The sequence below is a fragment of the Bradyrhizobium sp. NC92 genome, from assembly GCF_025200865.1.
In the GTDB taxonomy this organism is placed as follows: Bacteria; Pseudomonadota; Alphaproteobacteria; order Rhizobiales; family Xanthobacteraceae; genus Bradyrhizobium.
Map to the genome: position 1 here is coordinate 2,182,979 of NZ_CP104171.1, position 22,230 is coordinate 2,205,208.

The 22,230-nt window shown below is 64.9% G+C and carries 27 protein-coding genes; 13 read left to right on the forward strand and 14 right to left on the reverse strand.

What is annotated here, in order from left to right; translation table 11 throughout:
- The first annotated feature begins 49 nt into the window (after positions 1-49).
- Entirely contained in the window at positions 50-643 is a 594-nt protein-coding gene (locus tag N2602_RS10135; RefSeq protein ID WP_172786826.1) for a GNAT family N-acetyltransferase, read from the forward strand.
- 16 nt (positions 644-659) lie between these two features.
- A complete protein-coding gene (locus N2602_RS10140) occupies positions 660-2,306 on the forward strand; it encodes a GMC family oxidoreductase (protein ID WP_212254546.1) in 1,647 nt (548 codons plus the stop codon).
- A 1,027-nt stretch (positions 2,307-3,333) separates the two neighbouring features.
- Here N2602_RS10140 and N2602_RS10145 read toward each other — a convergent pair.
- Positions 3,334-4,176, reverse strand: coding sequence for a MoxR family ATPase (locus N2602_RS10145; RefSeq protein WP_172786789.1), 843 nt, complete (start codon positions 4,174-4,176; stop codon positions 3,334-3,336).
- Positions 4,177-4,281: 105 nt separating this feature from the next.
- On the reverse strand, positions 4,282-4,527 hold the full coding sequence (locus N2602_RS10150) for a GlsB/YeaQ/YmgE family stress response membrane protein (RefSeq protein ID WP_172786788.1): 246 nt from the start codon (positions 4,525-4,527) through the stop codon (positions 4,282-4,284).
- A 288-nt stretch (positions 4,528-4,815) separates the two neighbouring features.
- Here N2602_RS10150 and N2602_RS10155 point away from each other — a divergent pair, with 288 nt between their 5' ends.
- The 3 genes from N2602_RS10155 to sseA all read left to right on the forward strand — a co-directional run bounded on the left by N2602_RS10155 (position 4,816) and on the right by sseA (position 7,564).
- Entirely contained in the window at positions 4,816-5,991 is a 1,176-nt protein-coding gene (locus N2602_RS10155) for a VWA domain-containing protein (RefSeq protein WP_260383638.1), read from the forward strand.
- A gap of 126 nt (positions 5,992-6,117) precedes the next feature.
- Positions 6,118-6,531: a rhodanese-like domain-containing protein gene (locus tag N2602_RS10160; RefSeq protein WP_028179894.1), complete on the forward strand. Its 414-nt coding sequence runs from the start codon at positions 6,118-6,120 to the stop codon at positions 6,529-6,531.
- A 181-nt stretch (positions 6,532-6,712) separates the two neighbouring features.
- Positions 6,713-7,564 (forward strand): 3-mercaptopyruvate sulfurtransferase, encoded by an 852-nt coding sequence (gene sseA, locus N2602_RS10165; RefSeq protein ID WP_260382548.1) that lies wholly within the window; start codon positions 6,713-6,715, stop codon positions 7,562-7,564.
- 18 nt (positions 7,565-7,582) lie between these two features.
- Here sseA and N2602_RS10170 read toward each other — a convergent pair whose 3' ends face one another.
- Positions 7,583-8,338 (reverse strand): hypothetical protein, encoded by a 756-nt coding sequence (locus N2602_RS10170; protein ID WP_260382549.1) that lies wholly within the window; start codon positions 8,336-8,338, stop codon positions 7,583-7,585.
- 367 nt (positions 8,339-8,705) lie between these two features.
- Here N2602_RS10170 and N2602_RS10175 point away from each other — a divergent pair, with 367 nt between their 5' ends.
- Entirely contained in the window at positions 8,706-9,902 is a 1,197-nt protein-coding gene (locus N2602_RS10175; protein ID WP_172786785.1) for a L,D-transpeptidase, read from the forward strand.
- Positions 9,903-9,956: 54 nt separating this feature from the next.
- Here the strand turns inward: N2602_RS10175 and N2602_RS10180 are convergent, their stop codons facing one another.
- Both N2602_RS10180 and N2602_RS10185 read right to left on the reverse strand, forming a co-directional pair.
- Positions 9,957-10,919: a D-2-hydroxyacid dehydrogenase family protein gene (locus N2602_RS10180; protein ID WP_260382550.1), complete on the reverse strand. Its 963-nt coding sequence runs from the start codon at positions 10,917-10,919 to the stop codon at positions 9,957-9,959.
- A 130-nt stretch (positions 10,920-11,049) separates the two neighbouring features.
- Entirely contained in the window at positions 11,050-11,265 is a 216-nt protein-coding gene (locus tag N2602_RS10185; RefSeq protein WP_260382551.1) for a hypothetical protein, read from the reverse strand.
- Between the two features lie 235 nt (positions 11,266-11,500).
- On the opposite strand from N2602_RS10185, the gene ettA reads away from it, so the two are divergent.
- Entirely contained in the window at positions 11,501-13,150 is a 1,650-nt protein-coding gene (ettA, locus tag N2602_RS10190) for an energy-dependent translational throttle protein EttA (RefSeq protein WP_172786782.1), read from the forward strand.
- A 7-nt stretch (positions 13,151-13,157) separates the two neighbouring features.
- Complete coding sequence (locus N2602_RS10195) at positions 13,158-14,384, forward strand: lytic murein transglycosylase (RefSeq protein ID WP_260382552.1); 1,227 nt, start codon at positions 13,158-13,160, stop codon at positions 14,382-14,384.
- Positions 14,385-14,566: 182 nt separating this feature from the next.
- Here N2602_RS10195 and N2602_RS10200 read toward each other — a convergent pair whose 3' ends face one another.
- Both N2602_RS10200 and N2602_RS10205 read right to left on the reverse strand, forming a co-directional pair.
- A complete protein-coding gene (locus N2602_RS10200) occupies positions 14,567-14,848 on the reverse strand; it encodes a hypothetical protein (RefSeq protein ID WP_260382553.1) in 282 nt (93 codons plus the stop codon).
- Positions 14,849-15,059: 211 nt separating this feature from the next.
- Positions 15,060-15,380 (reverse strand): hypothetical protein, encoded by a 321-nt coding sequence (locus N2602_RS10205; protein WP_260382554.1) that lies wholly within the window; start codon positions 15,378-15,380, stop codon positions 15,060-15,062.
- Between the two features lie 125 nt (positions 15,381-15,505).
- Between N2602_RS10205 and N2602_RS10210 the strand changes: the two genes are divergently transcribed.
- The 3 genes from N2602_RS10210 (at position 15,506) to bfr (ending at position 16,874) form a co-directional block, all read left to right on the forward strand.
- A complete protein-coding gene (locus N2602_RS10210) occupies positions 15,506-15,820 on the forward strand; it encodes a hypothetical protein (protein WP_260382555.1) in 315 nt (104 codons plus the stop codon).
- A gap of 160 nt (positions 15,821-15,980) precedes the next feature.
- Complete coding sequence (locus tag N2602_RS10215) at positions 15,981-16,253, forward strand: bacterioferritin-associated ferredoxin (RefSeq protein WP_260382556.1); 273 nt, start codon at positions 15,981-15,983, stop codon at positions 16,251-16,253.
- Positions 16,254-16,385: 132 nt separating this feature from the next.
- A complete protein-coding gene (bfr, locus tag N2602_RS10220) occupies positions 16,386-16,874 on the forward strand; it encodes a bacterioferritin (protein WP_172786776.1) in 489 nt (162 codons plus the stop codon).
- Between the two features lie 123 nt (positions 16,875-16,997).
- Here the strand turns inward: bfr and N2602_RS10225 are convergent, their stop codons facing one another.
- From N2602_RS10225 to N2602_RS10240, 4 genes are all read right to left on the reverse strand, one after another.
- Positions 16,998-17,600, reverse strand: coding sequence for an MSMEG_1061 family FMN-dependent PPOX-type flavoprotein (locus N2602_RS10225; protein WP_172786775.1), 603 nt, complete (start codon positions 17,598-17,600; stop codon positions 16,998-17,000).
- 78 nt (positions 17,601-17,678) lie between these two features.
- Positions 17,679-18,032, reverse strand: a complete 354-nt coding sequence (locus N2602_RS10230) for a hypothetical protein (protein ID WP_172786774.1) — start codon at positions 18,030-18,032, stop codon at positions 17,679-17,681.
- Positions 18,033-18,158: 126 nt separating this feature from the next.
- Entirely contained in the window at positions 18,159-18,500 is a 342-nt protein-coding gene (locus tag N2602_RS10235; protein WP_260382557.1) for an MmcQ/YjbR family DNA-binding protein, read from the reverse strand.
- Positions 18,501-18,518: 18 nt separating this feature from the next.
- On the reverse strand, positions 18,519-19,580 hold the full coding sequence (locus N2602_RS10240) for an alpha/beta fold hydrolase (RefSeq protein WP_260382558.1): 1,062 nt from the start codon (positions 19,578-19,580) through the stop codon (positions 18,519-18,521).
- Positions 19,581-19,705: 125 nt separating this feature from the next.
- Here N2602_RS10240 and N2602_RS10245 point away from each other — a divergent pair, with 125 nt between their 5' ends.
- Both N2602_RS10245 and N2602_RS10250 read left to right on the forward strand, forming a co-directional pair.
- The gene (locus N2602_RS10245) at positions 19,706-19,975 is read left to right on the forward strand and encodes a DUF2277 domain-containing protein (RefSeq protein WP_172786771.1); all 270 of its coding nucleotides are present in this window, start codon (positions 19,706-19,708) and stop codon (positions 19,973-19,975) included.
- A gap of 93 nt (positions 19,976-20,068) precedes the next feature.
- Positions 20,069-20,284, forward strand: coding sequence for a hypothetical protein (locus N2602_RS10250; protein WP_172786770.1), 216 nt, complete (start codon positions 20,069-20,071; stop codon positions 20,282-20,284).
- Positions 20,285-20,291: 7 nt separating this feature from the next.
- On the opposite strand, the gene N2602_RS10255 is transcribed toward N2602_RS10250, so the two are convergent.
- The 3 genes from N2602_RS10255 to N2602_RS10265 all read right to left on the reverse strand — a co-directional run bounded on the left by N2602_RS10255 (position 20,292) and on the right by N2602_RS10265 (position 22,155).
- The gene (locus tag N2602_RS10255) at positions 20,292-20,789 is read right to left on the reverse strand and encodes a collagen-like protein (protein ID WP_212254557.1); all 498 of its coding nucleotides are present in this window, start codon (positions 20,787-20,789) and stop codon (positions 20,292-20,294) included.
- A 173-nt stretch (positions 20,790-20,962) separates the two neighbouring features.
- Positions 20,963-21,211, reverse strand: coding sequence for a helix-turn-helix domain-containing protein (locus tag N2602_RS10260; protein ID WP_172786768.1), 249 nt, complete (start codon positions 21,209-21,211; stop codon positions 20,963-20,965).
- A 176-nt stretch (positions 21,212-21,387) separates the two neighbouring features.
- Positions 21,388-22,155, reverse strand: coding sequence for an SDR family NAD(P)-dependent oxidoreductase (locus tag N2602_RS10265; protein ID WP_260382559.1), 768 nt, complete (start codon positions 22,153-22,155; stop codon positions 21,388-21,390).
- Positions 22,156-22,230: the final 75 nt, after the last annotated feature.

Below are 22,230 nucleotides of genomic sequence, written 5' to 3' on the forward strand. Positions count from 1 at the left end.
ACTCTGGATTGCTTCGCTTCGATCGCAATGACAACGGAGAGAGACTTAAATGCCCTGGCCCGACCCCATCACCCTGCGCGGACAGCACGCCCGTCTCGAGCCGCTGTCGCATGATCATCGCGAGGGGCTGGTCGAGGCCGTCAAGGACGGCGAGCTGTCGAAGCTGTGGTACACCGCGATCCCGCTGCCGGAGAACATGGGCAAGGAGATCGACCGTCGCCTCGGCCTGCAGGCTGCCGGCTCGATGCTGCCCTTCACCGTGTTCGACGCCGGCGGCACCATCGTCGGCATGACCACCTACATGAACATCGATGCCACGAACCGCCGCGTCGAGATCGGCTCGACCTGGTATGGCAAGAGCGCGCAGCGCGGCCCGCTCAACACGCAGTGCAAGCTGCTGCTGCTGCGCCACGCCTTCGAGACGCTGAACTGCATCGCGGTCGAGTTCCGCACGCACTTCTTCAACCACCAGAGCCGCCGCGCCATCGAGCGCCTGGGCGCCAAGCAGGACGGTATCCTGCGCAGCCACCAGATCGCGCCGAACGGCACGTTGCGCGATACGGTCGTCTACAGCATTACCGCCGCCGAATGGCCGACGGTGCAGGCGCACCTGGAATTCCAACTCAACGACAAGCCGCGCTAGGGGCGGCCGAGGGACCATGGATAGATTTGATTATGTGATCGTCGGCGCGGGCTCCGCCGGTTGCGTGCTCACCAGCCGGCTCAGCGAAGATCCTGACGTCAGCGTCTGCGTGCTCGAGGCGGGCCCTTCCGACTGGCATCCCTACATCCATCTGCCGGCGGGCTTCATCAAGACCTTCCACATGAAGAGCATCAACTGGGCCTACCAGCAGGAGCCCGGTCCGTGGACCGGCGGGCGCAGCATCTACGCACCGCGCGGCAAGACGCTCGGCGGTTCGTCCTCGATCAACGGCCACATCTACAATCGCGGCCAGCGCATGGATTTCGACACTTGGGCGCAGATGGGCAATCGCGGCTGGGGCTATGCCGACGTGCTGCCCTACTTCCGGCGCTTGGAGAAGCGGGTCGGCGAGGGCGAGGACACCTATCGCGGCCGCGACGGCAACCTCATCGTCACCACCATGAACTGGCGCGATCCGCTCTGCGAGGCCTTCATGGAAGGCGCGGTCTCGCTCGGCATTCCCCGCAACCCCGATTACAACGGCAAGACCCAGGAAGGCGTCTCCTACTGCCAGCGCACCATCAACAACGGCCTGCGCGTCTCCGGCGCGACCGCGTTCCTCAAGCCGGCGATGAAGCGGCCCAACGTGCATGTGCATACGCATGCACACGCGACCGAGATCATTTTTGAAGGCAAGCGCGCGGTCGGCGTGCGCTACATGAAGGGCGGGCGCGGCGGGCAGCCGGTCGAAGTGCGCGCCAACAAGGAAGTGATCCTGTCCGGCGGCACCTATAATTCGCCGCAACTGCTTCAGCTCTCCGGCATCGGCTCGCCGGATCTCTTGCAGCAGCACGGCATCGCCGTGCGTCACGCGCTGCCCGTCGGCGAGGGCCTGCAGGATCATTACGCCCCGCGCACGGTGGCGCGCGTCAAGGACATCAAGACCATCAACGAGCTCCGCCGCGGCTGGCGTCTTTGGGTCGAGGCGATGAAATGGGCGACCGCGCGCCGCGGCCTGCTGTCGCTGTCGCCGACCATGGTCTATTGCTTCTGGCATTCCGGCGAGAGCGCCGAGAGCTCCGACCTGCAGCTCACCTTCACGCCGGCAAGCTACAAGGAAGGCGTGCAGGGTCAGCTCGAGGACGAGCCCGGCATGACCGTGGCGTCCTGGCAGCAGCGGCCCGAGAGCCGCGGCTATGTCCGCATCCGCTCCAGCGATCCGTTCGCGCCGCCGATCATCCAGACCAATTATCTCGACGCCGAGCTCGACCGCCGCGTCATCGTCGGCGGCATGAAGCTGGCGCGCCGCCTGCTGAAGAGTGCGCCGCTCTCGCCCTATTACGCCTACGAGGATTTCCCCGGCCCCAACGTCAACACCGACGACGAGTTTTTGCACGCCGCCACCGAGCGCGGCACCACCACCTTCCACCCCGGCTGCACTTGCCGCATGGGCCCCGCGGATTCCACCTGGGCGGTCGTCGATGACCAGCTCCGCGTCCATGGGTTGGAGGGCCTCCGCGTCATCGACGCCTCAGTCATGCCCCGCATGATATCGGCGAACCTCAACGCCTCCACCATGATGATCGCCGACCGCGCCTCCGACCTGATCCGCGGCAAGCAGCCGATGGAGGCGGCAAGGATTCCGGAGACGGCGGTGGCGTGAGCAGTGCAATTGCGTAGGGTGGGCAAAGCGAAGCGTGCCCACGCTTCTGTTGCAATATTGTAGAGGTGGTGGGCACGGCGCAAGTGCGCCTTTGCCCACCCTACAAGCTTGCTGTGTCGCTGCCGCGTCAACCCCTCCGCGCAAAAATATTCCACTTTACCGAAATTCGGAATTGCGGCATAGATCGAAACAGCCCGGCCCGACGAAGAGGGGCGGTTCGCGAGTCGTTCGAAGCGCGGGCCGGGTTGCGATGGACGCGGCAGCGTCGACACGAAGGTGCGGGCAGGGCGGGTAGTCCCTGTGAGTCCGCGGCCACGTGCAGACGAACGGCGCCGAAGTCCGGCGAAGCCTCTTGGCGACGCTGGATGAGCTGCGTACGGCAAAACCGTGTGGTCCTGGCCGTCGTTGCTACGGTCAAGCCTGTCGCGGAGATGTGCGCGAGCCCAACCGGGCAGACGGCATCGTCAATTCGCGGGGCGAGGGAGGCCAGAAGGAATTCGGCTCCCGGGAGAGCGCGGCATAAGCCGTCCGACCATCGCGCAGGGAAGGCCGAGTGATCGGCGACACCTGTATGCTGCTGTGCGGTTTCTCTGCGTGTGCCTTTCGCGCAGCGGACCGCGGGTGCCCGTCGGCACCCGGTCTTCCCTGCGCCCTCTTTCTTCGGAAGAGGCGATGCAATGAAGCAAAGCTCGGGCGAGATGAGCCGCGAGGCTGCGAAGGTGTGTCTGCGGCTACGCACGCGCTGTCATCGCCCGCGAAGGCGGGCGATCCAGTACTCCGAGAAGGTGCGCTAGAACCGAGAAGCCGCGGCGTACTGGATTCCCCGCCTTCGCGGGGAATGACAGTGGCATTTGGAGATGACGCCGTTGCCCCTTGCCCGCACTCGTGCCCCGGACGCAGCGCAGATATCGTAGGGTGGGCAAAGCGAAGCGTGCCCACGATCGGCACCCATCACGGAGGAAGGGTGGGCACGGCGCTCTGCGCCTTTGCCCACCCTACGGCACCATGCGACGCGTTACGGCATGCCTTACACCTCCCGTCGGCTCAAGAACGCCAGCCGCTCGAACAGATGCACGTCCTGCTCGTTCTTCAGCAGCGCGCCGTGCAGCGGCGGGATCAGTTTGCGCGGGTCGCGCTCGCGCAGCTGCTCGGCGCTCATGTCCTCGTTGAGCAGCAGCTTGAGCCAGTCGAGCAGCTCCGAGGTCGACGGCTTCTTCTTCAGGCCAGGCACCTCGCGCACCTCGAAGAAGATGCGCAACGCTTCCTCGACCAGGCGCTTCTTGATGCCGGGGAAGTGGACGTCGACGATGCGGCCCATCGTGTCGGCGTCGGGGAACTTGATGTAGTGGAAGAAGCAGCGGCGCAGGAACGCATCCGGCAGCTCCTTCTCGTTGTTGGACGTGATCATCATGATCGGGCGCTGCTTGGCCTTGATCGTCTCGCCGGTCTCGTAGACATGGAATTCCATGCGGTCGAGCTCGAGCAGCAGATCGTTGGGGAATTCGATGTCGGCCTTGTCGATCTCGTCGATCAGGAGCACCGGGCGCTGCTCGCTGGTGAAGGCGTCCCACAGCTTGCCGCGCTTGATGTAGTTGCGGATGTCGGACACGCGCTCATCGCCGAGCTGGCTGTCGCGCAGGCGCGACACCGCGTCGTATTCGTAGAGGCCCTGCTGCGCCTTGGTGGTGGACTTGATGTGCCAGGTGAGCAGCGGCGCGTTCAGCGCCTTCGCCACTTCCTCCGCCAGCACGGTCTTGCCGGTGCCGGGCTCGCCCTTCACCAGGAGCGGGCGCTCCAGCACGATCGAAGCGTTGACGGCGACCTTGAGGTCATCGGTCGCAACATAGTCCTTGGTGCCGGTAAATTTCATCGCGCGTCCTTGTTGGTCGTCGTCCCGGGAATTGCCAATTGCATCGCCCCGGTCGCGACATGGGAACGGCCGCGCAGGGCGGCCGTTCCTGGTTCGGTCAGGCTTTCAGACCCGTCTTATCAGCGAAAGGATGACCAGCACAATCACTGCGCCGATCGTGGCGTCGACGATGGCGCCGATCGTGCCCGTTGCCAGCTGGATGTGCAGCTGTGGCAGCACCCAGCTCGCCACCAGCGCGCCGATGATGCCGACGACGATGTTGCCGACGAGGCCAAATCCCGCCCCGTGGACAATCTTGCCGGCCAGCCAGCCGGCGATGGCGCCGATGATGAGCGCCGCGACAATTCCCATTGCAAACGTCCCCCAAACAACCCCTTGAGGCCGGCAATTCTAGAGCAAAAAGCCTGCCGGTCCACGTTGAATCACCGCGGTCGTGATCTTGCTTCACCTCTCCCCAGCGGGGAGAGGTCGATTTGCTCCCGGCGATGCGGAGCATCGTCCGGTGCAAATCGGGTGAGGGGGCGCCGGTCCCACGAGGAAGCGAAACCCCTCACCCGGCACTGCGTGCCGACCTCTCCCGATGGGAGAGGTGAAGTGCCGCCCCTTGACGTCGGCCACCCGACGGGCAATCTGTCACCCATGTTCCTGCAATTCTTCACCTCTCTGCGCGATGCGCAGGTCCCCGTGACGCTGCGCGAATACCTCACGCTGATGGAGGCGCTCGACGCCGACCTTGCCGACTACACGGTCGAGAACTTCTATTACCTGTCGCGCGCCTCGCTGGTGAAGGACGAGCGCAACCTCGACAAGTTCGACCGCGTCTTCGGCACTGTCTTCAAGGGGCTGGAAAGCCTGCTCGACGCCATGGACAAGGCGGAGATCCCCGAGGAGTGGCTGAAGAAGCTGGCCGAGAAGTATCTGACGGAAGAAGAGAAGAAGCAGATCGAGGCCATGGGCTGGGACAAGCTCATGGAGACCCTGAAGAAGCGCCTCGAGGAGCAGAAGGGCCGCCACCAGGGCGGCTCGAAATGGATCGGCACCGCCGGCACCTCGCCGTTCGGCGCCCACGGCTACAATCCCGAAGGCGTGCGTATCGGCCAGGAGAAGAACCGCAACAACCGCGCCGTGAAGGTGTGGGACAAGCGCGAGTTCAAGGATCTCGATGGCAACGTCGAGCTTGGCATCCGCAACATCAAGGTGGCGCTACGCCGCCTGCGCAAGTTCGCCCGCACCGGCGCGCCCGACGAGCTCGATCTCGACACCACCATCCGCGAGACCGCCAATCACGGCTATCTCGACGTGCACATGCGGCCCGAGCGGCGCAATGCGGTGAAGCTGCTGGTGTTCTTTGACATCGGCGGCTCCATGGACGCGCATATCGAGCAGGTCGAGGAGTTGTTCTCGGCGGCGAAGAGCGAGTTCAAGCACATGGAGTATTTCTACTTCCACAACTGCCTCTATGAGGGCGTGTGGAAGCAGAACAAGCGCCGCTTCACCGATCGCACGCCGACCTGGGACGTGCTGCACAAATACCCGCACGACTACAAGGTCGTGTTCGTCGGTGACGCCTCGATGTCGCCTTACGAGATCATGGTGCCCGGCGGCTCGGTCGAGCACGTCAACGAGGAGCCCGGCTCGGTCTGGCTCGACCGCATCATCCGCACCTATCCGCACACGGTGTGGCTGAACCCGGTGCAGCAGAAGCACTGGGACTATTCGGAATCCACCACCATCATCAAACGCATCTTCGCCAATCGGATGTATCCGATCACGATCGAGGGGCTGGAGAGTGCGATGAAGGAATTGACGCACTAGCTGTTGTCATTCCGGGGCGCGACGAAGTCGCGAGCCCGGAATCCATCGGGCCGCAGCACGCGTAGATCAATGGATTCCGGGCTCGCGCTACGCGCGCCCCGGAATGACAACAAGAGGGAGAACCATATGCCCCAGACCATCACCCGCGGCATCAAGGCGCTGATCGACGAGGCCAATGCCGAGATCGAGACGCTCACCGCCAAGGACGCGATCGAGATCTCCAAGAACGGCGACGTCGTCATCGTCGACATCCGCGATCCCCGCGAGATCGAGCGCGACGGCCGGATCCCGGGCGCGTTCGCCTGCACCCGCGGCATGCTCGAATTCTGGATCGACCCGCAGAGCCCCTACGCCAAGCCGATCTTCCAGGAGGACAAGAAGTTCGTCTTCCACTGCGCCGGGGGCCTGCGCTCCGCGCTCGCGGCCAAGACCGCGCAGGACATGGGCCTCAAGCCCGTCGCCCACATCGCCGGTGGCTACGCCGCCTGGCGCGATGCCGGCGGGCCGACCGAGAAGTGGGAGCCGAAGAAGAAGGGGTGAGAAGTGCTGCGCCGTCGCGCCATTCTGTCATTCCCCGCGAAAGCGGGGAATCCAGTACGCCGCAGCCTCTCGACTCAATCATAACCGCCTCTGGAATACTGGATCGCCCGGTCAAGCCGGGCGATGACAGCGGAGTTTGATGCGCATTGCTTCAACTTCGGAACGACAAGAAAGACATCGCATGACCACCGACCCCCTCGTCTCCACCGAATGGCTCGCCGCTCACATCGGCGATGCCAACGTCAAGATCCTCGACGCCAGCTTCAAGCTGCCGGGCGTGCTGCCGCTGCCGAAGGACGATTATCTCGCCGCGCATCTGCCGGGCGCGGTGTTCTTCGACGTCGATGCGGTGTCGGATCATTCCAACCCGCTGCCGCACATGTTTCCGAGCGTCGAGCAGTTCGGCCGCGACGTCGGCAATCTCGGCATCGGAAACAGCGACACCGTCGTGCTCTACGATGCCGGCGGCTGGGTCGCAGCGCCGCGTGCCTGGTGGATGTTCCTGTCCTACGGCCACAGCAACGTGCGCATCCTCAATGGCGGCCTGAAGAAGTGGCGCACTGAGGGACGCGCGACCGAGAGCGGCGAGGTCAAGCCGAAGCCTGCGACCTTCAGGGCGAGCTATGATGCAAACCGCGTGCGCAGCATGCAGCAGCTGATCGCCAACGTCGAAAGCCGCGCCGAGCAGGTGATCGACGCGCGCGCGGCCGATCGGTTCGAAGGCCGTGCGCCCGAGCCGCGGCCGGGCATCCGCTCCGGTCACATCCCCGGCGCCCGCAACGTGCCCTACAACCTGTTATTCGATGCCGCGACCGGCGAGATGAAGCCGCTCGACGAGCTCCGCGCCGCCTTCACCAATGCCGGCGTCAAGCTGGATGCGCCGATCGTGACGAGCTGCGGCTCCGGCGTCTCCGCCGGCGTGCTGACCCTCGCGCTCTACCGCCTCGGCATCACCGACACCGCGCTCTATGACGGCTCGTGGTCGGAATGGGGCCAGACCGGCGGCCCGGCCATCGCGACCGGCCCGGCGTGAGTTTGTCGGAGTGACGAGTCAGCGCGTGCGTGCGGTCGTTGTTGTCGCGAAAGCCGGCTGCTGCTGACCGAACGGATCGAGCTGCTGCTGCAGCTGCTGAGGCGGCGGGCGCCGCACCACGCGCTGGCGCTTCTTGACCTTGGCCTTGCGCTTGGTGACCTTGCTGTCCGGCTTGCTGCTCTCGGCCTTGGCCTTCGTCGGCGCATCGCTGGCGGCCGGGGCAGCGTTCAGCGCAGCGAGCCTTGCCGAGGCGACATCGATCGTCGCGGCCGCGAGGGCAGGGTCAGCCGGTGCCGGCTCGCTGGCGGTTGCGGCAGGCTGGGCCTCGGGGATCGCGGCCGTGGTGTCGGCGGGGGTCAGCGTATCCGTGGAAGCCGGGGCTGCCGCCGCCACGGTCGGCTCGGGCCTGGCTGGCTCGATGGCCGGCGCTTCGGCCTGGGGCGCGGCGGCCTCAGGCTGAGCCTCGGTCTCGGTCGTCAGTGCGGCAACCTGTTCGGGCTCGCTCAGGGGCAGAGCGATGGTCGGTACCTGGTCGCGGAGCGATGGCGTGGTCTCGGCGGGCAACTCCGGCTCGGCCCGCAGCACCGCGAGCACCGGCTGGGCCGGCTCGGGCGCTTGCGCAAACACCTGCTCCTGCGGGCCGTTCCGCCAGCCGGGGTTGCTGGCATATTGCTGATGGGTCGCCCGCAGCAGCGCGGCGGCCCCTAGGCCGAACACCAGGATGGAGGTTGACAGCAGGATCGCGGCAAACAGGAAGCGAAAGCCGGGAAGCATCGAGCGGTTGCGAATTTCCGCCCCGGCGGCGGAGTGGCCGGGGCCCAAGAGCCATCTGAACGCGGTGACGGTACTGCTTGCCGCGTTCGCCACGCGGGATCGAAGCTCAAAAAAGTGGCGAATCAGGCTGATTCGACCATATCGCAACGCCTCCGCATCGTTCCGTTAAAATCGCGGCCCAACATCGCGGCAATTGATGGCGCGATACGATTTCAGCCCCGTGATGCAACGGGGCAACGGTAGTCTTGCGGATCACAAAACGGCAAGTCCGGCGCAAATAAGCCTGATATGTCTTGAATGTGCCGCTATCTTCCGTCATCTGGCCGTTAACGGTCCGATCGGGCTTGGGGACTATACAAGAGCGATGATGATCAAACATTTTCTGACGATATGCGCTGCCGCAACAGTCGCTGCGGCGGGAACCTCGCTCGCTCAGGCTCAGAGCTATCCGGTCCAGCAGGTCCCGAGCTATGGCGCCCCGGCCGAGTATCGGCCCGGTGACCGCGTACCGAATTTCGACGCGCTCGACGAAGACGACGACGCGATGCCGCATGCCTCGCTGCCGCCGCCCGGTCCGGCCGACGATCCGCGCTACGGCCGTCCGATGGGCGCGCCTCCGGTCTATTCGGCCGCCCCGCCGCAAGGCCCGGTGATGTCGCCGGATGATCCGCGCTACGGTCGCCCGGCTGGCGCCCCGCCGGTCTATTCGGCAGCGCCGCAGGGCCCTGTGATGTCGCCCGACGATCCCCGCTACGGCCGGCCCGCCGGTCCGCCGGCGGTGATCTACGCCGACCGTCCCCCTCAGCAGGCGCCTGCCAATGATGGTCTGCGTCCGCCCGAGGCTGTCGGCGGTCCCGCCGCGACCGGCACGGTCCAGGCCGGGCAGCCGCCCGTGGGCACGGATGGCCGCCCGGTGACCTTGGCCGCGCTGCCACCCGAGGAGCAGCCCGATGCCGCGCCGGTGCAGCTGCCGCCGAACCTGCGCCGTCAGGAGGTCGCGTTCCAGACCAAGGAGCCGGCCGGCACGCTCGTGGTCGATACGCCCAACACCTACCTCTATTACGTGCTCGGAGGCGGCCGTGCGATCCGCTACGGCGTCCGTGTCGGCCGCGACGGCTTCACCTGGACCGGCGTGCAGAAGATCACCCGCAAGGCCGAGTGGCCGGATTGGCATCCGCCGACCGAGATGATCGAGCGTCAGCCCTATCTGCCGCGCTTCATGGCCGGCGGCCCCGGCAATCCGCTCGGCGCCCGCGCGATGTATCTCGGCTCGACCGTGTACCGCATCCACGGTACTAACCAGCCCTCGACCATCGGCAAGTTCGTCTCGTCGGGCTGCATCGGCATGTTGAACGAGGACGTCTCCGACCTGTTCGATCGCGTCAAGGTCGGCACCCGCGTTGTCGTGATGCCGGGCGGCCCGCCGCCGGGAACGGCGACGGCCTCCGCCGCGCCGACGCCGAGCGCGGCCGGGCCGGCTCCGATGTCCGCCCAGGCGGGCCCGGTCCCGGGGACGCAGCCCACCGTCGTGCCGCCGCTGCCCGCGCCGGTCACCGTGCGCTGAGCGCCTCAACATCAATGTTTGCGAAGGGCGTGCCGTCGGCACGCCCTTTTGATTTCAGGCCAGCCTGCGCGGCAGCTCGCCGCCCTTGGTGAAGGCGTCGATCGCCTCGACCATCTGGCCATAATGAATGCGCAGACCATCCGTGGTGGCGTAGCCCAGATGCGGCGTCAGCACGACATTGTCGAGCTTGCGGAAGGGATGGTCGACCGGCAGCGGCTCGACCGAGAACACGTCCAGGCCTGCACCCGCGATCTTGCGCTCCTGCAAGGCTTCCAGCAGCGCCTGCTCATCCACGATCGGCCCGCGCGCGGTGTTGACCAGGAAGGCCGTCGGCTTCATCCGCGCAAGATCCGCGCGGCTCACAAGCCCGCGCGAGCGCTCGCTCAGCACCACGTGGATGGTGACGATGTCGGCCTTGGCGAACAGCTCCTCCTTGGTGGCGTAGCCGACACCAACAGCCGCGCACTTCTCCGGCGTGAGGTTCGGGCTCCAGGCGATCGCGTTCATGCCGAACGCTTTCGCAATGCCCGCCATCTTGCTGCCGAGCTTGCCGAGCCCGACGATGCCGAGCGTCAGGCCCTCGATCTCGACGCCGGCAAAGCTCTGCCAGGATTCGCCCGCATGCATCCGCGCGTTCTCACGGCCGATGCCGCGGGTCAATTCCAGGATCAGGCCCATGGCGAGCGGCGCGGTCGGATCACGGGAATATTGCGTGCCCCCGATGGCGATGCCGCGCGCTTTCGCGGCCTCGATGTCGATCGCAGCGTTGCGCATGCCCGACGTCAACAGCAGCTTCAGCTTCGGCAGGCGATCGAACAGGCTCTTGGGAAACGCCGTGCGCTCGCGCATCGCGCAGATGATCTCGAAGTCGGTGAGCGCACTGGCTGCGGCCTGCTCGGAGGCGAAGGGATGGCTGAACACGGTGACGTCGACGCGGTCTGACAGTTTCGGCCAGTCGGCGACGTCGAGGGCGAGGTTGAAATAGTCGTCGAGGATTGCGCAGCGCAGCCGGCTCATCAGCGATCATCCATGGCGAGAGGTGATGGCGCCGGAAGGGCGCCGTCGTCGGAACCTGGCCATGGTTGCGCGCAATCGCGCCAGCGCGCAAGCAGCCTGCGGCTTCAAAAGTCCGATAGGAGGTCGTCTCTCAGACGTCGCGGGGCTTCAAGCGGAACGGCGCATCCAGGCCGTGCTTGGCGCGCCAGGCGGGGCCGGGGCCGCGCATGTAATGCAGTTCGGGCCGGTAGGGATTGAAGGCGGTGGCGAAGAAGCGCTTCCAGAAGGCCTTGATCTCCGAGGCGAACCCGAAAGTGCGCCCGGCTCCTGCCGGAACGGGAAGAGAATTGGTCTCGATCAGAGCCATGATGCGGCCTCGCTGTGCTCCCCATTCGTTCTGAGCGGGTGGCGCTGTTTCCGCGCGAAACCGAGCTTTGGCCTGCTTTATTAAAAAATGGTTTCAATTGTCCGGATCTGCGTCCGGATGGTGTCCGTCCCGTATTCATCCGTGGTGAACGGAGGGAAAACGTTGCCCTTTGAGGGCGGGATCGTTACATCGCTGGCGAAGCAAATTTCCTCAAATCGAAGGTTTTACGGGACCAATGGCGCGCCAGTTCATCTATTTCATGCAGGGCCTGACCAAGAGCTACCCGACCCGGAAGGTGCTCGATAACATCCATCTGAGCTTCTACCCGGACGCCAAGATCGGCGTGCTCGGCGTCAACGGCTCGGGTAAGTCGACGCTGCTCAAGATCATGGCCGGTCTCGACAAGGAATATACCGGCGAGGCCTGGGTCGCCGAGGGTGCCCGCGTCGGCTATCTGGAGCAGGAGCCGCAGCTCGATCCCAAGCTGACCGTGCGCGAGAACGTGATGCAAGGCGTCGCCAAGCAGAAGGCGATCCTCGACCGCTACAACGAGCTCGCGGTCAACTATTCGGACGAGACCGCCGATGAGATGACCAAGCTGCAGGACGAGATCGAGGCTCAGGGCCTGTGGGATCTCGACAGCAAGGTCGACCAGGCCATGGACGCGCTGCGCTGTCCGCCCGACGACGCCGACGTGACCAAGCTCTCAGGCGGTGAGCGTCGCCGCGTCGCGCTGTGCCGCCTGCTGCTCGACCAGCCCGAGCTCTTGCTGCTGGACGAGCCGACCAACCATCTCGACGCGGAATCCGTGTCGTGGCTGGAAGGGCACCTGCGCAACTATCCCGGCGCGATCCTGATCGTCACCCACGACCGCTACTTCCTCGACAACGTCACCGGCTGGATCCTCGAGCTCGATCGCGGCCGCGGCATCCCGTACGAAGGCAATTACTCGTCCTGGCTGGTGCAGAAGCAGAAGCGTCTGGAGCAGGAGGGACGCGAGGACGCCGCGCACCAGAAGACGCTCGCGCGCGAGCAGGAATGGGTGGCGTCTTCGCCCAAGGCACGCCAGGCCAAATCCAAGGCGCGCTACCAGCGTTATGAGGAACTGCTCAAGCAGGCCAGCGAGAAACAGACTCAGACCGCGCAGATCATCATCCCTGTCGCTGAGCGGCTCGGCGCCAACGTGGTCGACTTCGAAGGTCTCAGCAAAGGCTATGGCGATCGCCTGTTGATCGACGATCTCACCTTCAAGCTGCCGCCCGGCGGCATCGTCGGCGTGATCGGTGCCAACGGCGCCGGCAAGACCACGCTGTTCAAGATGATCACCAAGCAGGAACAGCCGGACAAGGGCTCGATCACGGTCGGCGAGACCGTGCATCTCGGTTACGTCGACCAGTCGCGCGACGCGCTCGACGGCAAGAAGACCGTGTGGGAGGAGATCTCCGGCGGCAACGAATTGATCCTGCTCGGCAAAAAGGAAGTCAATTCGCGCGGCTATTGCTCGTCGTTCAACTTCAAGGGCGCGGACCAGCAGAAGAAGGTCGGCGCGCTCTCGGGCGGTGAACGCAACCGCGTGCATCTGGCAAAAATGCTGAAGTCCGGCGCCAACGTCCTGCTGCTCGACGAGCCGACCAACGACCTCGACGTCGACACGCTACGCGCGCTCGAAGAGGCGCTGGAGGACTTTGCCGGTTGCGCCGTCATCATCAGCCACGATCGCTGGTTCCTCGACCGCATCGCGACGCACATCCTCGCCTTCGAGGGCGAGAGCCATGTCGAATGGTTCGAAGGTAATTTCCAGGATTACGAGAAGGACAAGATGCGCCGGCTCGGCCAGGACAGCATCATCCCGCACCGCGTGAAGTACAAGAAGCTGACGCGGTGATGGCGGCATGATGCGGCGGGCGCTCATCGCTGCGGTGATCGTCATCACCTGCGCTTGGTCGCCCGCCCGCGCCGCTGACGCCGCCTTCACGCAGTTCATCGCCTCGCTGTGGCCGGAAGCCCAACAGGCCGGCGTCTCGCGCGCAACGTTCGACGCGCAGACGCGCGGGCTGGAGCCCGATTACAAGCTGCCCGATCTGCTCTTGCCGGGACGGCCGGCAACCGGCGCGCCGTCGCAGGCCGAGTTCGTGCAGGTGCCGGCGGACTACGTCAAGGAAGCTTCGATTGCGCGGCTGGCCGGCGAGGGCCAACGGCTGCTGCAGAAATATCGCGCGGCGCTGACCGAGATCGAGAAGAGCTCCGGCGTGCCCGCGACCGTCATGCTGGCGATCTGGGGCCGAGAGACCGATTACGGCCGCTACACGCTGCCCTATGATCTGGTTCGCGTGCTGGCGACGCAGGCCTATGTCGGCCGGCGCAAGGATCAGTATCGCAACGAGTTCATCCTGGCGCTGAAGATCCTCGGCGAAGGCGTGGTGACGCGCAAGGACATGCGCTCGTCCTGGGCGGGTGCCACCGGGCTCACGCAATTCCTGCCGTCCGAATATTACAAGCATGGCGTCGATTTCGACGGCGATGGCCGCATCGACATCTGGCACTCCGTGCCGGATGCGCTGGCCTCGGCCGCGCAGCAGCTCGTCAACAAGGGCTGGCAGAGCGGCCTGCGTTGGGCCTACGAGGTGCAGGCCCCGGCCAAGGTCGATTGCACGACGGGCGTGCCGGAGGTAACCAAGCCGATCGCCCAATGGCTGCGCGAGGGTTTTGTCTCGGTGCGCGGCCAAAAGCTCAGCGCGGCCGAGCAGGCGCAGCCGGCCTCGCTGCTCCAGCCCGAAGGCATCTACGGGCCGTCGTTCCTGACCACGAAGAACTACTTCGTCATCAAGGAATACAATTTCTCCGATCTCTACGTGCTGTTCGTCGGCCATCTCAGCGACCGCATGACGAGCCCGCTGCCCTTCGCAACGCCCTGGTCGGCTTCGAAGCAGTTGCGCACCAAGGACGTCGAGACCATGCAGCGCGGGCTGACGCGCATCGGGCTCTACAAGGACAAGATCGACGGCAAGGCCGGTATGCAGACGCGCGCCGCGCTCGGCGCCTATCAGAAGTCGGCGGGACTCAAAGTCGATTGCTGGCCGAGTGAAGAGGTGCTGCGTTCGATCCAGGCGGCGCGGTAGAGCATGATCCGGAAAAAGTGTGAAGCGGTTTTTCCGAAAAGATCATGCTCAAACAAAGACCTAAAGCGCGATGACGATTCGTCCAAATCTCATCGCGCTTTAGTGTCTCACCAAAGAAAAAGCCCGGCCGAGGTGCTCGGCCGGGCTTCGATCGCCGCGCTCATGAGCGCGTTGCGATCAGATCAGTAGCAGACGCGAACCGGGCGGCTGACCCAGCCGTAGCCGTCCCAATAGCGCTCGCGGCGCCAGTAGCAGGGCGCGGGCGGCGGGGGCTCGGCGATGTAAACCGGGCCGCCATAGGCGGGACGGCTCGACGCGATGGCGCCGCCGACGATCGCGCCGCCGATCAGGCCGGCCGCGATGCCGGCGCCGACGTTGTCACCGGCTTTGGCGGACGGAGCGGCGGTCACCAGCGAACCGGCGACCGTCGCGACCGTGAGGACGGCAACTAAAGTCTTGTTCATGCTCTTGGCTCTCCTGGGAGATGGGTTCCTCCTGTTAGAGGCGCCCGGGTTTCAAAGGTTCACGCACACTCTGATGGAATTGGCCTTGCAGCTAGGAAGCGCGCAAATGGTCAATCCACGGTAAACGCACACGGACCTGTGACGAGAAAAAGCGGTCTTTTTCAGGCCCCGAGATGAACGGCAACTCCGTAGTCAACCGGCTTGGCGTGCCTCAGCCGCAGACTCGGACGCGACGGACGCGCCAGGCATAGCCATCCCAGAAGCGCTGCTTCTGCCAGACGCAGCCGCCGTAATAGTCGTCGGCCACATAGCCTGGACCAGGGGCGTAGTAGCGCGGCGGGTAGTAGCCCGGCTGATAGTAGCCATAGCCGGGTCCGTAATAATACGGAGAAGCCAATGCACCGCCGACAATGGCGCCGCCGATGATCCCGGCTGCCACGCCTGCGGCGACGCCGCGCTGGCCATGGGCCGGCGATCCGGCCGTCAGGGCCAGGGTGGCGACGGCAGCGACCGCCAGGAGCGACTTCTTCATTGCTTGACCTTTCAGACCAACACACGGGAACCTTTGGGCCGCAAGGTTCCATATTTCGCTGAAATGATCAATGAACGGCACCTTTGCCGGAGACGACCAACTAATATGGGCCCCACTGGGAGACGATGATGGGCAACGCGATGGTCAATGCCTTGATTGCGGCCGGGATCGTTTTCGCGATCGGCTACGGCTGGATCGCACATCTCCAGAACCGCGCACGGCGCTCCCGCGCCACCGCAGGCAGCGACCGCGGGAGTGGCGGCGGGGACAGCAGCTATTCCGGGACGAGTGACGGCTTCTCGCTGGGAAGCTGGTTCTCCGGCGGCAGTTCGGGGAGCTCGAGCGACGGCGGCAGCTGTTCGAGCAGCGATAGCGGCAGCAGCAGCGGCGGCGACTGCGGAGGCGGTGGCGACGGTGGAGGAGGCGGTGGCGGCGACTAGTCCGGCCCAATCTTGATCCAGCGCAACAGCTTATTTTAGAGCCGTTCTAGGCTTTGATCAGGCCAGTTTGGAATAGCTTCAAATACCGGTTTTTCCTTTTGCATCCGGCCGGCCTGTTAAATATCGATGATGGCGCATCACCGAAGGGCCTGCCGCTTCCATGATCGTTTGTTCCTGTAACGTGCTGAGCGATGACGATATCCGCGCCGCCGTCGCCGAGTCCGACGATGCCGTGCGCCATGCCAAACAGGTCTATGGGTGTCTCGGCTGTAGCGCCGAATGCGGCCGCTGCGCACGGACGATCAAGACCATCATCGACGAAGCGCTCGGCCCTTGCGCGCAGTCCTGCTGCGCCGGCTGTCCGCATAGCCACACCGTGACCGCCAACGACGAGACCGCCGAGCCCGCCGAGTTTGCGCTCGCGGCCTGCTGAAAACTTCCGCAACCCCGGCTGAGCTTTTCCCCGGCTGCGTTCCCGCAGCCGGTTGCCCTCGTTCGCAAAGTGATTTAGAAGCGTTCTAAACTCGGTTAGGGCCGATTTGGATTGCAAGAGCTGGAGTGAACCATGCAGGGCGACGCAAAGGTCATCGAATATCTCAACAAGGCGCTGCGTCATGAGCTGACTGCGATCAATCAGTACTGGCTGCATTACCGCTTCCTCGACAATTGGGGCCTGCTGGACATGGCCAAGGTCTGGCGCAAGGAGTCCATCGAGGAGATGGAGCACGCCGACAAGCTCACCGAGCGTATCCTGTTCTTCGACGGCTTTCCGAACATGCAGGTGCTCGACCCCCTGCGCATCGGCCAGAACGTCAAGGAGATCATCGAGTGCGATCTCGCCGCCGAGATGAGCGCGCGGGCGCTCTATCAGGAAGCGGCGACCTACTGCCACAGCGTCAAGGACTATGTCACACGCGACCTGTTCGAGAAGCTGATGAGCGACGAGGAGCATCACATCGACTTCCTCGAAACCCAGCTCGATTTGATCGGCCGCATCGGCCTCGAACTCTACACCCAGAAGCATGTCGGCGGGCTGGAAGGCGACGGGCATTAAGCGCTAACGCCGCGACAGACGCCGTCGCGACACACTCCCATGTCGTCCCCGCGAAAGCGGGGACCCATAACCCCAGGGAGGAGTGTGGCGCGAGGCTGGGACGACGCTGTGATGCCGTGCGGCCTACAGCTGCGTCTTGTAGAGCTCTTCCACGGCCTCCTGGCTCGCGGGCTCGCCGAGGCCGGTCTGCTCGTGAACGACCGTGACGATGCTCGGCATCACCGAGCGCGGCACCTTCTCCGACGACCACAGCTTCGAGCGCATCAGCGCCTTGCCGCAGTGAAAATAGACTTCGCTCACGGCGACGTTCAGCACCGCGCGCGGCGGCTTGCCGAATTCCTCCATCGAGGCGAGCAGATCCTGGTCGGCCGACAGCGTGCCGCGTCCGCCGACGCGTAGCGTCTCGTCGATGCCCGGAACGAAGAACAGCAAATGCACGAAGCCTGAGCCTTCGACCACGTTGCGAAAACTGTCGATGCGGTTGTTGCCGGAGCGGTCGGGCATCAGCAGCTGGTTGGGGCCGGCGACGCGGACGAAGCCGATGCCGCCGCCGCGCGGAGAAGCGTCGACGCTGCCGTCCACGCCCGATGTCGCGAGGACGCAGAACGGCGACATCTCGATGAACTTCTTCGCATGCGCGTCGATCGCGGGCCGTGCCTTCGCGATCACGCGCGGGCTCGGCTTGGCATAGATGGTGGCGAGGTCTTCGGCGCTAAGATCGGTCAACGGCGTGCCTCCGCTTCAAGCTTGGCTCTAGGCTACCCGATCGGGCCATCTCCAGCCAATGGAATTCATCAAGGCGCGCTACACCGCATCCGCCGGCACGAAGCAGCTGATGATGATGGCCCCGCGGTGGTGGACGTACCACACCACGGCCTGGCCGACCGGATTGCCCTGGTCGCGGATGATGGCGCGTTCGGGAACTTCCATCCATTGCCCTTCGATCGGCACCCAATAGCTGCCCGCGCGCACGTCGTAGTCGGTGCGATGGCCGTCGGAGATGTCGCAGCAGGGCACGCCGTTCGGCGCGATCACGCTCTTGAACCAGGCGCGGATGTCGGGCGGGACGTGATCATATTGCCCGTTGTCGAACGCGAACGCAGCGCTCGTCAGCGCCGTCATCGCGATCAGCCAAACGCACAGTGCGAGCCTTCGCATGCGATCCTCCGCCGCATTCCGATTCGTATCGTTGATACGATTAAGCCCGAGCTGACAGCGCATTGCATGCTCAAATAATATGCGCGCGAGAGGCGCGGCGCATGATGCGTTGCGGCATGATCTTCGCTATGGCGTCTCGATCGAGGCGAGCAGCGATTTTGGCGCCACATTGCGCCAGGCCATATTGAGCGCGCTTTGCAGCGTCACCTGATCGACCTTCGCCAGCTTCACATTCGTGTTGCCGTTCTTGCCCCAGGCGCCGGGCACCGGGCGAAACATCGCCGGCTCCGCATCGATGAGCATGGCCTGCTGGTCCGGCGTCAGCTTCACCATACCCCATGTGTCATCGGGATAGCCTATCGTCGCGAACACGCGCTTGCCGACGCGGAAGTCGGCATGGCCGTGATGCGCGCCCTCGATAACACCGGGAAGTGCGAGTGCAGCCTTACGAAAGCGGGCTTTCGACATATCGTCTGGCTGCCGCTCCTACATCGTCCGCTGCGGCGCGGTCTGTAGCAATTGCCTGACCTGCTCGCTGTAGAACTTTGCATTGCCGGTGGTGCCGTGGCCGCGCGTCTCGGCGCTCGCCGGGATCAAATGGAGGCGGCCGTTCTTGACCCGCTTCATGGCAGCGTCCGTGAGGCCGGTCTCGGGCGGGTTGCGCTCGTCGTCGGCCGAATTGATCAGCAGCAGCGGGGCCTCGATCGCCTCCAGCTTCTCGCTCGCATTGTAGTCGTGCGAGGATTCCCATTGATAGACGAAGTCGTTGGCGTCCGCCGTGATCGGCGTCGCGAGCCGGTCATCGACGATCTTGTCGGCCTTCGCCGCGGTCGGCGCCTGCGATTGATAGGCGAGCGTCCCGCCGATGCTGGCAATGCCGTAGGCGGTGATGGCATATTTCATCATGCGCGGCTGGCCGGTGTAATTGCCGCCATTGTAGTCGGGATCGTTGCGGATGGTGTCGAGCATGATCCGCCGCATCATCCAGTTGCGCGATGCCATCTCGGTCGGCTGCGAGGCCATCGGGATCAGCGCGTCCATCGCCTTCGGATATTTCTCGCCCCACAGCCAGGTGTGCATGCCGCCCATCGAATTGCCGATCACGAGCCGCAGATGCTTGACGCCGAGGCCTTCCGTCACCAGGCGATATTGCGCCTCGACCATGTCCTCGTAATTGTATTTCGGAAAGCTCGTCTTCATGCCGTCGGAGGGCTTCGACGATTTGCCGTGGCCGACATTGTCGGGAATGATGATGTAATATTTGGCGGCGTCGAGCGGCTGCCCCGGGCCGAACAGCTCGCCGGCAAAGGAAGGCGTCAACATGCTCGCGCCCGACCCGCCTGTGCCGTGCAGCACCAGCACGGGCTGGCCCGAGGGTTCGCCGACCGTGGTGTAGTGCAGCTTCAGTTCCGGCATGGTCTCGCCGGTGTGGAACTTGAAATCCCGGGCGATCCAGTCGCCCTGCTTCGGTGGCGGATAGTCGGCTGCCCATCCTGACGTCGAGATCGATAGCAGGATGGCCGACAGCGCGACGCAAGAAGCTCTCATGTTCCTCTCCCCCGTGCGGCTCGTGTCCGGCGGCCGCTTTTGCGGCGGAACCTAGCACAAATGCGGGAACGATGTAGGATTTCCCCTCCGCCAACCGTCCTCGAGGAAATATCCGGAGAAAGTGCATGTGCCGCAATATCAAGACGCTGTTCAACTTCGAGCCCCCGGCGACCGAGGATGAGATCCACGCCAGCGCGCTGCAATTCGTGCGAAAGCTGTCGGGTTTCAACAGGCCGTCTCAGGCCAACGAGGCGGCGTTCGAGCGTGCGGTGGCCGAGGTCTCCGAGGCCGCGCGAAAACTCCTGACTTCACTGCATACCCATGCGCCGGCGCGCGACCGCGAGGTTGAGGCGGAAAAGGCCAAAGAGCGCTCGCGGCTGCGCTTCGGTACGTGAGCTCAGGCAGCGTGCTCCGTGATCTGCCTCACGGTATCTGCTGCCTCGGCTTGCGAAGGTGGCGGCCGGGGTTTTGATCGCCCGGAGCACGACATGAGCCGCCCCCTTCTTCCCTTGAAAGCAGGTGCCATCGTCTTCACGCTGCTGTGGACCGCGTGGATGATGTGGTGGAGCGGCTCGTTCTCCAGCGCGAATGTGGTCATCCTCGCCCTGTGCGGCGCGGCGGTCGGCTATCTCTGGTATCGCGCCATGCGCTGGCAGTTCGAGCGCATGGGCATGCTGCCGCGGCGCGAGGATCAGCCCAAATAGACTGGGGCTAACTCTTCTGGCCCTGCTTCTTCTTCTTCTTTTTCTTCTTGTGATCGTCGCCGTCGTCGCCCTCGTCGTCGACGATTGCCTCGTCGGTCTCCTGGACGGCGGCTTCGAGCGCTTCGCGCTCAGCGGCTTCGCGCTCGCGTTGGCGGCGGCGCTCGTCCCAGGCGTCGAAGAGCTGGTCGAGCCACGGCAGCACCTGCTCGATCGAGGGCAATTGGCCGGGCGGACCCGGCTCGCCGCGCGGGCCTTGCGGCCCCGCCGGCCCCTGCGGTCCGACAGGTCCCAGCGCGCCGGCCGGCCCACGCGGACCGGCTTCGCCCTGCTTTCCTTGCGGTCCGGCCTTTCCGACCGGGCCCGGCTTGCCCTGCGGCCCGGGCTTGCCGCGCGCGCCGTCGGGGCCGCGCCGGCCCGGATGACCTTGTGGCCCCGGTCGTCCCGGCTCGCCTTGCCGCCCACGAGGACCCTGAGGCCCCGGCCGTCGTCCCTGGTCGTCTGCCACGCCATTGCTCCCTTCACCCGAAGCAAGCTACTTAGCGGCGTTTGACGACAGCAGCAATTCTGCCCGCGCATCGTGCCCGGCTTGATCAACATCAATCCAACGGAGCAACCAGCCGTGTCATCGATCGCGCGCGGCTGCGCAGCGCGTCGTCGCGGGTGGACTAAAGTCGCGCGCTAGTCCTGATGGGCAGGCACGTCGATGCCAGAGGCGGCATATAGCTTGATCTTGTTGCGCAGCGTGCGCACCGAAAGGCCGAGCACGCGCGAGGCCCGCGTGCGGTTGCCGTCACAGCGCGCCAGCGTCTGCAGCACGAGCTCACGCTCGACCTCGTCGACGGTGGCGCCGATAAGAAGCGGAACGATCTGGTTCGGAGCAAAGAATTGTGCGTCCGGCTCGGACGCGGCGACATGAACAGTGGTCATCAACACACCTCCCGATCAACGCCCGCTTCCATCGTCGGAAGCGGATCGAGAACCAACGACCCCAAGCCGTGAATCTACGGTGGTCTGGTTTGGTTAATGAAGGGTTAATTGGGAGGTCTGTACCGAATTGATCTTGGGAATGCCGCGAAGCCGCCGCGATTGGCGGGTCTCGCGCCTCACACCGTTCGGTAGCCGCCGTCTACCATCACGATGCTACCGGTGACAAAGGCCGACAGATCGGAGGCGAGGAACACCGCAGGCCCCACGATGTCCTCGGGCTTGCCGGTGCGCGCCAGCGGGGTGTGATCGACGAAGGCCTGCACCAGCGCCGGATTTGTCGCACGCACATGGACGTTGATGTTGGTCTCGATGAAGCCGGGCCCGATCGCGTTGACGCGCACGCCGTCCTTGCCGAGCTCGACCGCGAGCGCCTTGGTGAAGCCGAGCACGCCGTGCTTCGAGGTGGTGTAGGCCGCCGAGCTCGGCGTGCGCAGATGCACGAAGGACTGGATCGAGCCGATATTGACGATGCGGCCTTTGCTCGCGCGCAACGGCGCGAGGAACGCCTGCGTCATGTTGAAGACGCCGTTGAGGTTGAGCGAGATGATGTCGTTCCAGTCCTTCGCCACCGTCTCGGTCTCCGCGGTGAAGGCGTTGCGGCGGGTGATGCCGGCATTGTTGACGAGGATCGAGACCTGCCCGACCCTGTCCGCGACTTGCTTCGCCAGCGCAAAGCAATCCTCGCGCCTGGTCACGTCGAGCGCAAAGCTCTCGGCCTTGCCGCCCGATGCTCGGATCTCCTGCGCCGCCTCCGCCACCGTCTCGGCGTTGACGTCGAGCAGCACGATCTGCGCGCCCTCCCGCGCATAGCCGGCGGCGATCGCCCGGCCGATTCCGGAACCGGCGCCGGTGACGACGGCAATGTGGTTCGCGAGCAACGCCATGGCATATTCCTCCCGTTTTCGTTTCGAAGTTTCACGAAAAGCTAACTCGAAATTAAGGGGTCGGAAACGGCGGCC

Excerpts from the sequence above, each read along its gene's own strand:
- N2602_RS10135 (WP_172786826.1), top strand. The coding sequence starts at position 50 with ATGCCCTGGCCCGACCCCATCACCCTGCGCGGACAGCACGCCCGTCTC.
- N2602_RS10140 (WP_212254546.1), top strand. The coding sequence starts at position 660 with ATGGATAGATTTGATTATGTGATCGTCGGCGCGGGCTCCGCCGGTTGC.
- N2602_RS10145 (WP_172786789.1), bottom strand. The coding sequence starts at position 4,176 with ATGAAATTTACCGGCACCAAGGACTATGTTGCGACCGATGACCTCAAG.
- N2602_RS10150 (WP_172786788.1), bottom strand. The coding sequence starts at position 4,527 with ATGGGAATTGTCGCGGCGCTCATCATCGGCGCCATCGCCGGCTGGCTG.
- N2602_RS10155 (WP_260383638.1), top strand. The coding sequence starts at position 4,816 with ATGTTCCTGCAATTCTTCACCTCTCTGCGCGATGCGCAGGTCCCCGTG.
- N2602_RS10160 (WP_028179894.1), top strand. The coding sequence starts at position 6,118 with ATGCCCCAGACCATCACCCGCGGCATCAAGGCGCTGATCGACGAGGCC.
- sseA (WP_260382548.1), top strand. The coding sequence starts at position 6,713 with ATGACCACCGACCCCCTCGTCTCCACCGAATGGCTCGCCGCTCACATC.
- N2602_RS10170 (WP_260382549.1), bottom strand. The coding sequence starts at position 8,338 with ATGCTTCCCGGCTTTCGCTTCCTGTTTGCCGCGATCCTGCTGTCAACC.
- N2602_RS10175 (WP_172786785.1), top strand. The coding sequence starts at position 8,706 with ATGATCAAACATTTTCTGACGATATGCGCTGCCGCAACAGTCGCTGCG.
- N2602_RS10180 (WP_260382550.1), bottom strand. The coding sequence starts at position 10,919 with ATGAGCCGGCTGCGCTGCGCAATCCTCGACGACTATTTCAACCTCGCC.
- N2602_RS10185 (WP_260382551.1), bottom strand. The coding sequence starts at position 11,265 with ATGGCTCTGATCGAGACCAATTCTCTTCCCGTTCCGGCAGGAGCCGGG.
- ettA (WP_172786782.1), top strand. The coding sequence starts at position 11,501 with ATGGCGCGCCAGTTCATCTATTTCATGCAGGGCCTGACCAAGAGCTAC.
- N2602_RS10195 (WP_260382552.1), top strand. The coding sequence starts at position 13,158 with ATGATGCGGCGGGCGCTCATCGCTGCGGTGATCGTCATCACCTGCGCT.
- N2602_RS10200 (WP_260382553.1), bottom strand. The coding sequence starts at position 14,848 with ATGAACAAGACTTTAGTTGCCGTCCTCACGGTCGCGACGGTCGCCGGT.
- N2602_RS10205 (WP_260382554.1), bottom strand. The coding sequence starts at position 15,380 with ATGAAGAAGTCGCTCCTGGCGGTCGCTGCCGTCGCCACCCTGGCCCTG.
- N2602_RS10210 (WP_260382555.1), top strand. The coding sequence starts at position 15,506 with ATGATGGGCAACGCGATGGTCAATGCCTTGATTGCGGCCGGGATCGTT.
- N2602_RS10215 (WP_260382556.1), top strand. The coding sequence starts at position 15,981 with ATGATCGTTTGTTCCTGTAACGTGCTGAGCGATGACGATATCCGCGCC.
- bfr (WP_172786776.1), top strand. The coding sequence starts at position 16,386 with ATGCAGGGCGACGCAAAGGTCATCGAATATCTCAACAAGGCGCTGCGT.
- N2602_RS10230 (WP_172786774.1), bottom strand. The coding sequence starts at position 18,032 with ATGCGAAGGCTCGCACTGTGCGTTTGGCTGATCGCGATGACGGCGCTG.
- N2602_RS10235 (WP_260382557.1), bottom strand. The coding sequence starts at position 18,500 with ATGTCGAAAGCCCGCTTTCGTAAGGCTGCACTCGCACTTCCCGGTGTT.
- N2602_RS10240 (WP_260382558.1), bottom strand. The coding sequence starts at position 19,580 with ATGAGAGCTTCTTGCGTCGCGCTGTCGGCCATCCTGCTATCGATCTCG.
- N2602_RS10245 (WP_172786771.1), top strand. The coding sequence starts at position 19,706 with ATGTGCCGCAATATCAAGACGCTGTTCAACTTCGAGCCCCCGGCGACC.
- N2602_RS10250 (WP_172786770.1), top strand. The coding sequence starts at position 20,069 with ATGAGCCGCCCCCTTCTTCCCTTGAAAGCAGGTGCCATCGTCTTCACG.
- N2602_RS10260 (WP_172786768.1), bottom strand. The coding sequence starts at position 21,211 with ATGACCACTGTTCATGTCGCCGCGTCCGAGCCGGACGCACAATTCTTT.
- N2602_RS10265 (WP_260382559.1), bottom strand. The coding sequence starts at position 22,155 with ATGGCGTTGCTCGCGAACCACATTGCCGTCGTCACCGGCGCCGGTTCC.